Below are 12,913 nucleotides of genomic sequence, written 5' to 3'. Positions count from 1 at the left end.
TCCTGATGTTTTTTTCTTTTCTTCATATCTATCAAGATCTGGAATGAACCTCTTTTATCCTATTAAAAAAAAGAGTGGAGGTTCTTCATGGACTTTATAAGGTACGTTAATTCAAAAGACATTAGACATTATCTTTACGATATTGATTACAAACTTAGTCCTGATCAGAAAATTTTTATTGTCTTAGCCTGCTCGTTTATTGGCGTTGATGAGAAGGTAAAGGCTTTAGAATCGTATCTTCAATCCTCAGATGATCTTCCTTTAACCTCAATTACTGATGAGATTAATTATTCTGAACTCGTTGGTATTACATCCCATGAATTTATAAGAAGATACATCAGTGATGTAAAAGCAATGACTGCTTTTATGAAAGATTATTCCCAAGGTTACTTCTATCAGGCAAAAATTGAGTATGAAAGTAATTCAGATTCGGATCTTTTAGGATATTTTAAATCCTTTCAGAGCTGCTTTGATGCAGTTCAAAAATACTCAAAAGAAAATCAAATGGGAGACAACGAACGTTTTCGCATTGAGAAAATCTTGTTTGATGATGCGTATTACTGTGGAGATAATTATCTTTCAGGCTCTAGCTACTGTTTTTATTCAAATAATCTTCAGTTGATGGATATCTATGTCTATGACAATAACTGCAAAACTTACGGCGTTGGTATTGACGGAATGTATATAGGCATTCCTATGCCTTTTAAACGAGGTGATATCGTAACTTTGGGTCGTAATCATAGCAGTGTATATCTTGGATATCATCCGGAAAAACCTGAGGATTACAAACAAGGACGCTCCTTTGGAGATATTCTTTACTATGGTATTTATCCTTTTGCAACCGGTTTTAGAAGTGGTTGGGGGATTCCTTTTAGCTATGAACTTGAATATGCAAATCTATCTTTGCTTCATGGCAATGAACTTAAGCTTATTCCCCTTAGCAAATATTTAAAAGGCGAAATTGAAGTTGATGAGTTTTATAAAACAGTTAGATATCAGGAGATTAAAACTGAAGAAGCTCTTGAGAAGGAGTATCTATCAACTTTTTTTGATTCTTTAGAAAAAGTGGGCATTAACTTATAGTTCTTATAGGTTATTCATAAGAGTATAAGGCAAGGTTTGGAATGGACTGCATCAAATACGTTAATTCAAAGGATATCAGAAAATATCTTTATGACATTGACTACAAGCTCAATGTGGAACAGCAGTTTTTCTTGATTGTTATGTGCAACTTCATAACTCTAAAAGAAAAAATATCTGCTCTTGAAGAGCTATGTGATTTCACTGAAGACAGTTCTATGCACTCGATTACCAATCCTGTTTTCTCTGAGTCTTTGGGACTTAGTGTTCATGAATTTATAAGACGGTACATATGTGATACATATGCCAAGTTTAAGTTTATAAAAGATTTTTCAACAGATTTTGTATACGAAGCAGAGCTCATGGATAGCAGTTCAGATGATTTTCAGCATATAGGCTATTACCGTAACTACGATAACTGTCTTGGAGCAATCAGAGATTATGCCGAGGATGAGTATTATGGGAAGCAAAATGATTTCTATCGAATCAGAAAGTATATATTCTCTGAAAGTGCTGAAACATCAGATGATTGTAAAGAAGAAGTTGCAACCTGTATCCTTTCAAAAGAGGCAGAAGTGCTTAAGGTTGACTGTGGCTCTGTTAGCGGTCTGAAGTTATATGGAGTAGACGTATCGGCAATGCTGATAAGTATTCCTATGCCCTTTAAACGTGGAGATATCGTGAAAAGATTAGGAATTCCATATTACTCAATGGATAGAAAAAATCATCATAATTACAGTGTATTTCTATCTTATACCCCTTCGGAGATCGGTCAATTCGATGATTCTCCTGTACATGATGGCTCCGACATTCTGTACTGGGGGCTGTTTCCTGATGAAAATGGGTTTTATAAAGAGCACACCTCTTTTTATTATGATCTTGAATATGCAGATAAGGCTGAACTTGAAGCCATAAATCGCAAGCTGATTCCTTTAGGCGAAATGGAAAAGGGAAAGCTTGCCCCTGATTTGTTTTTCTCTGCAGTAAGTGCAATAGAGCTAAATTGTCAGCTGCAAGTGCTAGATGCGATTGACAGATTGATAATAAGGATAAAGGAGTTGATGAAGAAATAATGGACTATATAAGATTCGTAAATTCCCGAGACATTCGTGAATACCTTTATGAGATAGACTATAAACTCTCTGGAGAGCAGAAGCTTTTTCTTGTAGATAAATGTTATCGTATTCCTCTTGAGGAAAAGCTTGAGGCCATGAAATTACTTCTGGATGCCCCTGATGAGGATGTAACCATTAGACATCCAAGCTTTTTTAAAAAACAGCCTAAGGATGGAGATAAGAATGAGTTTGAGAGTCTTCATGAGCTGACCAAAGGCATTATTGAGAATTACAGCGTTCTTATAGAGCTTCTGAAAGCCAAGGAGCCCGAGTGCTATTATGAGGTAAGAATTCTAGAAAAAGATCGAACTGAGTTCTACTCTTTTGCAAGTTTTCCTTCCTTTGAAGATGCTTTAAATGGTTATCTAGAGGAATACTCATCTGAAGATAGAGAATATGTTTCTGTTGTTCAGTTTTCTAAAAATTACCTATTGGGTTTTCAGAAAAAAAACAGACGCAGAAAATCTGATGGTAAATATATCAGAGCTTTCTTTGATTCTGATTTAAAGCTGATGCAAATCTATGACAACGAGTGTCTTCCTCAGGAACGCTTTTACTATACAACTGACAAGCTGTTTATTTATCTTCCAATGCCTTTTAAAGCAGGAGATATTCTTGTTAACTCAAAAGACTGCGTGTATGCAGGAGTTACTCATGGATTCAACTGTGATTACGAACTTGGATCTCCCTTTGTAGTCGAGTCCTTTAATCCAGATGAGCGTTTGTTAAAAGGCATTGACTGCTCTGACATCAGTTGTTACTGCTTCTATTTTGACAACTTAAATCAGTATCATCTGGTCTCCGAGGTTAATGTCCATAACTATGATCTGGAGTATTACAGAAAGCCTCTTAAAGACAAAGAACGTTTCCTACGTATTTTCTCCCTTAGGCTGAAAGATAAATTTTCTGTTTCGGATGAAGAAATGCTTATAGCATTTGAATACTGTAAGAATCTTGAGATACAGAAGCATCTGAAAAAACAGCTGCAGTGGGTTAACTCCAGTATGTCTTATTATTTAGCTGATGGTTACTGGAAAAATGAAGAAGATTATTTTCGTAGATTAGACAAAGAAAAACGTAAAGCCTTAACTGATAGTGTGAAAATCTGGCTGGATGATGAAAGAGATGCCCCTGATGGATATGAGCATTGTCATAGTGTTAATGAGGCTATAAGCAAAATCAAGTTTTACGAGAAACACTCCGTTGCTATTGAGGAGCTGAATCTTGATCATGATCTTGGTGATTATGCAAAGGAAGGAGGAGACGCTATTAAGCTTATAGACTGGCTATGTATGAGGGAAACCTTTTATAAGATAGATCTGCATACAGCTAATCCAGTGGGCAGGGCTAATATGCAGCGAACCATAGACAGATACTGGCCTCACGATGAAGAGGATGAATAATAAAGGGCTAATTGCTTCAGAATATTTAATATTTCTCCAGTGTCTTTAAAAGTCTGTCTTTTATTTCTTCTGCAAGATCTAAAGGCTCGAGCAGTCGTGCCTTGAAATCAAAACTCATAACAAAGGATATAAGTTCACTTCTGCTCAGGGCTGTCATCTCAAGAATGATGCCTCCGTCTTCCTGAGGGGTGATCTTCTGATCATCACTCCAGATTCGATCACTGATATAAGTCATCACTTCCTTTGAGAACCAGATCTTTGCTTTAAAAGGCTCATCTCTTAAAAATCCAAAATCTGAAATCTCTTCCATATCTTTCATAGGTAGTTCTGCTGAAGACCTATTCTGTAAGGTTACTTCTGTGATTCTGTGAACTGAAAATTTTGCTGGACGTTCCTTTAGTATTCTGACAGGACCAATCTCAGTTACTATCCAGCCGAATACGTAGAGCGAATCATGAAAGGTCAGCAGCATCTGTGGTGCGTAGGCGTAGTTTTTTATTTCTCCGTTTAGGTCTTTCTGATAGGAGAGAGAACAGCATTTATGATTTAATATGCACTTCTCAATCTCTGCAAGCTGACGTTGCTTGGATTGATAGTCAATGTGTCCTCGGGTCAGACGGGTACCGACATTTGCATCCTGATAGCTGCTGTAGTCGGCGCGTGGAAGATTTGTTTTTGCCTGCTGCACTGACATATTGACCAGCTCCCAGTCCTCCTTTGGAAGAAGCCCTTTTACCAGATCACGGCATAAGGCAAGCTGTCGAAGACCTGCAGGATCAATAGCTGTTCTAAATGACATTGCTGGCCTTTGCAGATGATAGTATTTCTGACGACTGGATTTTCTTTCTAAAAGATGGCAGGGATAGTTTTCATCAATGCGTCTTAAAAGCCTTGCCACAGTTTGTTTAGAGCAGTTTATTGTTTCGGCAAGATAGGTTAGAGAGAATTCTTTATCGTTGAATAACAGCAACATGAAAAGCTTTAGTAGTTTTTCATCTGGTCTTGCATCCTGATCGTATTTTTCCGGCATATCTCAACCCCTAAGAAATCATTGCCATTCCAATCATTAGAATGGCAGTTTCCGAGGAGCTTCATCACTCAGCCTTAGGAACTGAACTGAAGTCTCCCTCTAACACTTTGTTCTTATCAATTATAGTTATGTTTGAGGCAGGTAGGGCACGTTTAAATTTTGCAGATGAGATATACTCTCCAATTACGTATACTTTTAGTCCTCTTGCAAGAGCTTTTTCCATGGAGTCGATGGTTCCGTTTCCATAGTCTGAGCTGACCACCACATCAGAACTTTCAATGACCATAGTATTACGCTGCAGATATCCAACTTCGGTTTGGATAATATCACACAGAGGATTGTTCTTGAGATCATCACACAGTCTGCTGTTATGGTAGTTTGCAGGACGGAATACCTTGAGTTTTAGTTTTCTGGTTACGGCATACTTCATGGCCTCTGTATCCATGCCGAAGGCACCACCGGTAACAATTGTAACGGGAGAATCTCCGTTTAGCTCCATATATTTATCCAGCCAGAGTCTAACTGCTTTGATTGATGATTTTGTAGGATTTCGGCTTCCTATTACAGCAATGCTTGTCATAGCTTTGTAAGCTCCTTTTTTTATTCTGTATACAGTTTTAATTGATTTTTTAGTTTTAGATAATCTGGGATAGGCAGATCATAGGGCAGAGGCCCGTCTTTTCTGTTCTGATAGTCTGAATATCTGAGCTTTAGAGTTTCATCAGGATCAACATAATATTTTTCAATATTCATTCTTAGAATGGCATTTTTAAATACTGTACATTCTGAAGTAAGGTTTGAAAAAAAACAGTTAGTTTTTTTACGGATAAAGCTGTTGAAATAGTCAATTTCTTCATCGTTTAGAATCCATTGCGGATTTACAAAATTACTGTTTTTCTCTGCATAGGCTGGACAGTCCATTCTGATCCTTGCAATCGGAGTTTCAACATTGAACCTAATTGCTTTCATCATCCAGATGACGTTAAGCTCAGGACTCTCCAAAGGACAGACCATGAATCTTATATCCCGCTGCTTATCAAAGGCAAAAGTTGCAGATACATTTAAAAGCTCATACAACAGCTGTTCTTTATCGATTTTTTTCATATATAAAGTCCCTCTGTCCACCCTTACTTTTTTACTGTTAATGTCTGGTAGTAAAAATTAACTGTACTTTGTACCGCTGTACTTTGTTGACCAAAACACTAAACCAAAGGGCGTTGGTCACACGCACTGCGGTGTTTTATACCTTTACAGGCTGACATTCACCCAGTAAAAACGCTACTCCAAAATTCTTTAGTTATCCTTCGATGAGCTCTGTATTCCAGTTTGCTCTCTGAAGCTTTACCTCAAGCTCGCGCAGTTCTTTTGAAAGAGTATCAAGCCTCTTTTGCAATTCCTTAACTTCAATGCATGGTCTGATTTTTATTTCAGAGCCGCGAGCTCTGTCTGTTGAGCGTCTGGAGGTCTCAGTAAAGTCTTTGTAGGAACTGATTTCCAGCATTAGACAGTCACGTCTTGCAATGAGATCGGTAAGACTCTCTCCATCAATTAGAGTAATGCAGTTGGTTCTGTTAATCTGACTTATAAGAACTCTAAGTCTCTGTATGGATGATGACAGTTCTGGAAGAAGTTCCTTAGGATCTTCACCTGGAGCCTCGTTATCCTGAACCAGGATGTTGTCTTCAATACGCTCTGATACTGCTGAGATTTTTGCCTTTAGCTCTGCTCTTTCCATTAATGCTTCTGCTAGAGTCATTTTTTTTACCTCTCATTAAGTTCACAATAAGTGTAAGAAATGATCGTTCCAGAATCTGAAAACAGTCATTCTTTTTTGTGAGCATCACTCATCTGGATTCATCTTTTTCTCCATGGGTACTAGAGCTCCATTTCTTTAATTTCAAAATTCAATTCGCATTTGAATTTTGTTGCATAAATGACTTCATGAATCGAATAGTTCAGATGATCGCTCAGATTATGCATAGCATAGCCGATATTCCTGAGAGTCTGAATTTCAGGAAGCAGGTAATAACAGCCGCATTCTCCTGAGAGTAGATGACTCCAATCATCCTCATAGTCACTTAAGTACAGAAAACTGTTTAAAGAGGGGATGTTTTCTTTATCGTAAATAGATAGTTTTGCAATTGAGAATTCCCCTCGATTATTAAGTTCAGGATTGCTCATGTATTTCCAGAGCTTCTTCATCCTATTGCTCTGATCTTGAAAATCCTCAGGTAGTTCCTCATCAAAGTCCAAGGTTGCCTCAAGGTTAAAGTATCTTCCTTTTAAATAAGGCTTAACTGCAAAGAAAACTTCTATTGCTCGGTTATATAAATCTTTTTGTTTTGCCATTAGAAGGGCATTAAGTCTTTCTACAAGATCAAGCCTGAGTTTGCAGTTAAGAGGATGATGATCGGTGTTAATCAGATTTTTTCTTAGTTTAAAGAGCTGATTCAGAACTATGAGCAATGTATCGTAAGCCTCATATCCGTCCTGGGTTTTAATTTTATTAAAGATCGGCTCATAGAGAATTGCATACTCATCTTCTTCATTCTCATACACACCTGCAAGCATCAGGATTGCATCCTCAACGCCCTTTAAAGAAAAAAGATCTGTATCGTCAGGCAGGTACTCACTGTATTCTTCAAGCTCCTCTGCAGCACATAGCGAGAACCAGTTTTTCCATAGACTGATGAACGCCTGCTTTAATTCTTCTGTATTGGATTCTGAGATCTGAAAACGGATTTTCTCTATTAGAGCATCAATCTTATTTTTATCCCTGGAAATTAATGCTTCCTTTATCTTTGGAAGATAGCCTTCAATCTTAAAATCTGATTTATCCATCTGTAAATTCTCCTAGTATTTATATGCTCTCGAAGCTGCGAGGACCATATAAGATATTTGTCAGTCAAGCCAGATGGAACCTCTTACGAACATATAGGAAATTTTCTGCATTTCACTTTTTCCTATTACCTCTGAGGAGTCTTCGTCGGTATAATGCAGGAATTTGCTGCAGTTGCGGGCCAGATCGTAGTTATTGATTTTAAGTCTGGAGAACTCGGACTTTTCTTTAAACCAGGCAAACAGGTCTTCTTTGAGCTTCTTGTTGAATCTTCCCTTAAACTCGATATCTTCAAGCTTTTCAGGAAAAACATTCTTTAGCTCAACCTTGCCTATACTCCTGAACTCTGTATCGTAGACAAACAGATATTCGACATAATTGTCTGGTAGACGATGCTGTCTTCTTTTTGATCCTTTAATTACACAGATAAAAGGGAGACCTGCGTCTTTAACGCTTACAGCAACATTTAAGTTCAGCATAGTAATGCTCCTTTATTGAATTTTGTTTATGGTGCTGAAGGGGGATTTTTCTACATTTTTCTTTCCTCTAAAGGTGCTGTGTTTCTGTGCCGTCTTTTGATTCTTTTTTCTTATTTCTGACTGAAGTATAAAAAGTCAACATTCCATATTCTGATAAGTATTGAATCTTTTTTATTAATTTTTTTACTCAAAAAAGATTTCAAACTTATTAAATTCTGGAAGGGTTAATCCTTAAATTAAGGATGTAAATATGAAAAGAAGGCCTCAATCGGACTGATGTCGTTGACACCTATATCTGTAGCTATCAGAAGATCTGATGCATTAGGCGAATATTTCCACTTATTGAGGACCTGCAAGTACAAACTGCTTTATTAGGACAATTTGAGGGAATAAGACTCTTTGTAAAGATAAGGCTTTTAGAAGTTCTAGTTTCGAGGCAATCAATCATGTCAATAAAAAAAGAGATAAAGACTATACGTAAAGAGATTTTTTCAAACGAAAAATCAGATAAGGTAGCAGAGGAAATGGCTAAGCGTGTAGACTGGCTTAAGTCTGAAAATCCTGAGGAAAAAGAACTTAGATTTAGAGTCTTCATGGGGGCTGCTCTTTACGATACTATGCGAGGCTGTAATACAAAAGGAGCTTTCTTCAATGAGAATTCGTGGAGTGAAAAGACATTAAATACTCTCAGAGAGAAAGCTAAAAAATACGAGGAAATAGCTTTAAAAACAGAAGAGGCTCCTGCCTACTATTATTGTGGAAGACCTCTTGTTAAGAGCATTTCTCAAAGTGTTCAGAAAGCTAAGCGAGAGAAGCTTATTTTTTCTAAAAACAAAGAAGCTTTAAAGCTTCGCTTTAATATTATTCTTGCCTGCGAGTATTACAGTTTTTTCTCTGATAGAGATTCTAATCTTGAGGCCGGTTTTGATTATCAGTACGAAACTGAAAAGTTAATGGCAAACGATCCTGATTTTATTAACAATCTTGTAGCCAGAGCTCATGCGCTTGAAAAGAGAATTGATGAGAATGGCCTGGCTGCAATACCAGAATCTTTCTTCTTTATAAAGCCAGTTACGGTTCATAAGCTTAATAAAATTAGGAAGAATTATCTGACCAAAGTGAAGTCTCTTCCTTCCGATACTCTACTGAAATTAGCTGAATCCTATAAAAATACCGTAATTGAGTTCTTAAAAAAGATTGGTGAAGAAGATAAAGCTGACAGTGTTAAGTATGAACTCATTGAAGGGGATCCTGAAAACTACATAAGCCTTAAATGGATCGCCATTATAAGAGGAATTGGGGCTGAAATAGAGGATGAAGTATTCATCTGTTCAAAAGGATTTACTTTCTCTACAGGAGAACCTTTTGAAAAAATCTATAGAAAGAGAAACTGGTGGATGAAAGTTGAGCAATTTGATGAGTGGATGATTGCTAGTGACTGATGGATGGTAATTTTTGGGACTATTTTCTGAAGTCAGAAACCTCAGAGTTTCTCTTTTCAAATTCGTCCCATTCCTTGATCATCTTCTTGGCTTCTATGATTTCTTTGCCTGTAAAACCACATAGATTGCCGACTCTGAAAAAGCTTACCGGTAATAAAGAGGTCGCATATCCTGCAGTCTGAACCACGAATACATTGAGCTTTGGATTAAGCCTGAGGTAGCTTTTTATGACATCTTCACATGAATAATAAGAACTGTCCTGCGCATCGGTATAGATGAAGACATTGTCATATACAACCTCAGAATCAAAAAGAGCTATATACAGAGATTTCTCAATCTGAGTTGATCGAAACATAGATGGATCTTTTCTGATAAGACCATCAAGCTCAACCATCTGAGATAGTATATCCTTTGTCTTTGATACCTCATAGCCAAATGTATCTACAGAGAAAGGATAGATTTTGGCATAATCTGATTTTACCGCAGTAATCAGGGCCGACAGATTGTTAATCTCTCTGCATGTAATCTGCGACTTGCCTGTAACACACTCTGTATGGGTAGAGTTAGAGTTGTCGGATAATACCAGAGTATTTCCCTCAAGACCTCCTATGTCACTTAAGGAACTATCTAATAGCGATGCTATACAGTTGAGTATCTTGTCTTTAAATGGAGAATCTTCACTTCTTACTGTCTCATACGCTATATAGTAGCGATAAGGCTGAAGCTTTGATTCTGATGCCTTTAGAGTTGCTATCACCTTATCAATGAGAGCAGGATCTTTAACTGATCTGATGATTCCTCTAAGATTTCTTAGAAGAGCAAGATAAGGAATCTCTATTGTATTTAAAATCTCACACCAGCTTTTGCCTGAGGAGTGAAGCTCCTCCCAGGTAGCTTCACTTTCGCTGAGTTTAAGACATCCGTTTTTTAGCAGCTCGTCAATATCAGAATTATGGGCATGGCAGATCTTGATGATATCAAAGAGATTTGCCTTATTTTTGTATTTCTGAAGCTGATATCTGGATAAGCCTTCGATTCTTTTCTTCCATAATCTTTTAAGAAAAGACGGAAGTTTATTCTTGCTTTCGTAAAAAAAAAGATAGAGGTCAAACTGTTTTTTTATGTCCATGGGACTTTTCGTTATTCTTTTGAATCCTTCTCTGATTTCATCTCTCCATTCTCTATATGGATGAAGCATATACATCAGAAGAAAGATAGGATTGAGCCTCATTTCATAGTCTTCGTAGAGCTCAACTGCAACCTTAACAACTTCAGCTGGATCACTCTCTAAAGCATCCTGAATAACTTTTTTTGAGTACTCACTTGAGTCCTCATCATATCTAAGATAGAACTTGGTTTCGTTATAAACTCCTGATGCAAAATGCTGTTTTAGCGCAGTTGCAGGAGAGAGCCTGCAGTTCCATCCACCAGCATATGAAGGTATATAGTTAGGCTTACGCAGTCTACTTATTTTTTTTCTATATTCAAATGATTCATATAGGTTAGGAAATATAGACATCTCTACACCTCTTTTTAAGGCGGTCTTAGTATTTGATTGGCTAGGGCTGAAAGGCGAGGGTAAAGCACTCTGAGAAATTAAGGACCGCAAGCATAGAATTGGAAAAGTAAGCGATCCCACAATACAGCGTCAGCCGGCGTCGGCATAAAGAATAAGGCGCTGCACCGTTTTTACGCTTCAGAGTGCTTTACTCTTAGCTCTCATTTCTATTTAAAGAATAACTGCATATCATTCCAGATCTTGAATACTTTGTATAAATTCTTAAGTTTTTCTGCTTAAATATTTTTTATGACAGATTTCTGATTCTGGAACATTGATTCTTTACTCTTTAGATAAATGAAGTCTGACAGTGCTTATGTAACCTGATAAAACGGATAAAGGCTTTTTTCTGCTCTTTAGCAAAGTGCAAAGAGGATAAACTATGACTTTCCATTCTAATAAAAAGGTTATTGTAACCTTGGAATTCAATGGAGATATTTCCTGATGGAATATCAAAAGAGCTACCAATATGTCGCATATGTTTTACGGGGCATATTTCAATAATGATCTGTCTGCGTGGAATGTATCCTCAGTATTAAAACCAAAGTATTTTTTCTCTGATAATGTCGGCTTTGAAATTGAAACTAAATGGTGACGCTTTCCCAAAAATAATAGTACTTATAAAAATAAATGTATGTCTATAAACGGAGATTTTATTGAGTTTGAGATTGGAGGTTCCTGTAATGGATGAAATAAAAACAGCAGATTTCGAGGTTGAAATTACAGACCTTGATTTTGAAAGTGATATAGAGATTCCCGAGTATATGTATATGAGGTACGTAAATATTTCGTGGTCTGCAATTGGTAAGGATGAGAAAGGGGAGTTTAAATTATTTCAGATCTACAATGGTCATTGGTACTTTGATGCTTACCCATACGATCAGGATGAGGATAGAACCTTGTGTGCCACAATTCTTAGAGCTTTACTTAAGTCTAAGCTGTCAAATCGTATTTATAACAGATTAAATATCAAAAATAGTTTTGAAAATATTTTTAACTCATTGAGACTTGCTGATGATGATTTTTATGATAGTTTTGATTAATGATCTTATCTGTTATAAGCTGTTCGCAGACACACCTGTGTACTTAATAACAGTTAAGGTGATGTACATTAAGCTCTGCTGATTCGTAAAAGCTGTTACGCCAGCTGTTTTGCGCAAATGCGCTATATATAACCTTTGAACTTCACGCAAATCGTTCTATTTAAAGTAAGAATGTCTTTGATCTAATCTTAATCATCATTAAAAAACACAGCTCTATACTGTAAATCTGCAATGAGCTTTTTAAATGGACTGTAATCCTTTATTTGATGATTGCAATCTGTTATAAGGATTTCCGCAGCTCCTCTGAAGAAAGCTTCTGCTTCTTTATAGTCGAGCACTTCATCATTTCTCCCAAGAACAATCGCACGATCAATAAGAGGCTTTTTCAGGTTTCCACAAAAGTTATAGCTATCTATAATCTCCTGAGTCATCTCGTATTTTATTCCTGTTGCAAAATTAGTATTGGTCCCTTTGAATTTTTGTAATGTTCTCTTTGGATAAACAACAGGATTTAATAGGGCACAAGGATAATCTTTTATTGCAGATAACACTGCTGCATAGTAACCTCCCATTGAGCTTCCTATCATGACGAACCTCTCCCATACAGGACTTTCGAATAAAGGTATATCAACAGGATTTTCTTCTTCTATATTTTCACATTGAGCAATCAGATAGGCGATATTTTCATCAAAAGGTCGGTCACACTCCCAGGTCAGATTGAAAACTTTTTGTCCAAGACACTCGGTAAGATTTTTTCTAGAGCGTTCTCCATCTGAATTTAGACCGTGAATATACGCAAACATTGATTTCGATGCCTCAAAAAAAAATTAACTTCAGTTTAATTATAAAATCTGTATATTCCAAAAATAATCATTGCTCTTAATTATGAGAAAAAAGGAGCTCATTCGACGTTGTCCTGTACTC

Annotated in this window: 14 protein-coding genes; 6 read left to right on the top strand and 8 right to left on the bottom strand. The window is 36.8% G+C overall.

The features are described 5' to 3' along the window. The first annotated feature begins 87 nt into the window (after positions 1-87). From B5D46_RS01665 to B5D46_RS01655, 3 genes are read left to right on the top strand one after another with little or no spacing between them, the layout of a single operon-like run. Entirely contained in the window at positions 88-1,083 is a 996-nt protein-coding gene (locus tag B5D46_RS01665; RefSeq protein ID WP_078927950.1) for a hypothetical protein, read from the top strand. A 41-nt stretch (positions 1,084-1,124) separates the two neighbouring features. Further along, positions 1,125-2,153, top strand: a complete 1,029-nt coding sequence (locus tag B5D46_RS01660) for a hypothetical protein (RefSeq protein ID WP_078927949.1) — start codon at positions 1,125-1,127, stop codon at positions 2,151-2,153. Further along, the gene (locus tag B5D46_RS01655; RefSeq protein ID WP_078927948.1) at positions 2,153-3,598 is read left to right on the top strand and encodes a cyclic-phosphate processing receiver domain-containing protein; all 1,446 of its coding nucleotides are present in this window, start codon (positions 2,153-2,155) and stop codon (positions 3,596-3,598) included. Before B5D46_RS01660 ends, B5D46_RS01655 begins: the two co-directional genes overlap by 1 nt. A 25-nt stretch (positions 3,599-3,623) precedes the next feature. On the opposite strand, the gene B5D46_RS01650 is transcribed toward B5D46_RS01655, so the two are convergent. The 6 genes from B5D46_RS01650 to B5D46_RS01625 all read right to left on the bottom strand — a co-directional run bounded on the left by B5D46_RS01650 (position 3,624) and on the right by B5D46_RS01625 (position 7,946). Then, positions 3,624-4,628: a helix-turn-helix transcriptional regulator gene (locus B5D46_RS01650; protein ID WP_078927947.1), complete on the bottom strand. Its 1,005-nt coding sequence runs from the start codon at positions 4,626-4,628 to the stop codon at positions 3,624-3,626. Positions 4,629-4,692: 64 nt separating this feature from the next. Continuing rightward, on the bottom strand, positions 4,693-5,232 hold the full coding sequence (locus B5D46_RS01645) for a DNA-processing protein DprA (RefSeq protein WP_327192100.1): 540 nt from the start codon (positions 5,230-5,232) through the stop codon (positions 4,693-4,695). After that, positions 5,229-5,732: a hypothetical protein gene (locus tag B5D46_RS01640; RefSeq protein ID WP_078927945.1), complete on the bottom strand. Its 504-nt coding sequence runs from the start codon at positions 5,730-5,732 to the stop codon at positions 5,229-5,231. The genes B5D46_RS01645 and B5D46_RS01640 overlap by 4 nt, the downstream gene beginning before the upstream one ends. 193 nt (positions 5,733-5,925) lie before the next feature. Continuing rightward, positions 5,926-6,384: a DIP1984 family protein gene (locus tag B5D46_RS01635; protein ID WP_078927944.1), complete on the bottom strand. Its 459-nt coding sequence runs from the start codon at positions 6,382-6,384 to the stop codon at positions 5,926-5,928. A 119-nt stretch (positions 6,385-6,503) separates the two neighbouring features. Then, positions 6,504-7,469 (bottom strand): hypothetical protein, encoded by a 966-nt coding sequence (locus tag B5D46_RS01630; RefSeq protein ID WP_078927943.1) that lies wholly within the window; start codon positions 7,467-7,469, stop codon positions 6,504-6,506. Between the two features lie 60 nt (positions 7,470-7,529). Then, positions 7,530-7,946 carry a hypothetical protein gene (locus B5D46_RS01625; protein ID WP_078927942.1) on the bottom strand — a complete coding sequence of 139 codons (417 nt, stop codon included), beginning with the start codon at positions 7,944-7,946 and terminating at the stop codon, positions 7,530-7,532. A 446-nt stretch (positions 7,947-8,392) separates the two neighbouring features. On the opposite strand from B5D46_RS01625, the gene B5D46_RS01620 reads away from it, so the two are divergent. Continuing rightward, positions 8,393-9,388 carry a hypothetical protein gene (locus tag B5D46_RS01620; RefSeq protein WP_078927941.1) on the top strand — a complete coding sequence of 332 codons (996 nt, stop codon included), beginning with the start codon at positions 8,393-8,395 and terminating at the stop codon, positions 9,386-9,388. A gap of 19 nt (positions 9,389-9,407) precedes the next feature. On the opposite strand, the gene B5D46_RS01615 is transcribed toward B5D46_RS01620, so the two are convergent. Further along, entirely contained in the window at positions 9,408-10,907 is a 1,500-nt protein-coding gene (locus B5D46_RS01615) for a hypothetical protein (protein WP_078927940.1), read from the bottom strand. A 490-nt stretch (positions 10,908-11,397) separates the two neighbouring features. Between B5D46_RS01615 and B5D46_RS12455 the strand changes: the two genes are divergently transcribed. Both B5D46_RS12455 and B5D46_RS01605 read left to right on the top strand, forming a co-directional pair. Further along, complete coding sequence (locus tag B5D46_RS12455) at positions 11,398-11,541, top strand: BspA family leucine-rich repeat surface protein (protein ID WP_412556287.1); 144 nt, start codon at positions 11,398-11,400, stop codon at positions 11,539-11,541. Between the two features lie 61 nt (positions 11,542-11,602). Further along, positions 11,603-11,989, top strand: a complete 387-nt coding sequence (locus tag B5D46_RS01605) for a hypothetical protein (RefSeq protein ID WP_143675579.1) — start codon at positions 11,603-11,605, stop codon at positions 11,987-11,989. A 188-nt stretch (positions 11,990-12,177) separates the two neighbouring features. Here B5D46_RS01605 and B5D46_RS01600 read toward each other — a convergent pair whose 3' ends face one another. Then, positions 12,178-12,792, bottom strand: coding sequence for a YqiA/YcfP family alpha/beta fold hydrolase (locus B5D46_RS01600; protein WP_078927938.1), 615 nt, complete (start codon positions 12,790-12,792; stop codon positions 12,178-12,180). Positions 12,793-12,913: the final 121 nt, after the last annotated feature.

Source organism: Succinivibrio dextrinosolvens DSM 3072, assembly GCF_900167015.1.
Taxonomy (GTDB): domain Bacteria; phylum Pseudomonadota; class Gammaproteobacteria; order Enterobacterales; family Succinivibrionaceae; genus Succinivibrio; species Succinivibrio dextrinosolvens.
Note: the sequence above shows the minus strand (reverse complement) of the source record. Positions and strands in the feature narration are given on the sequence as shown.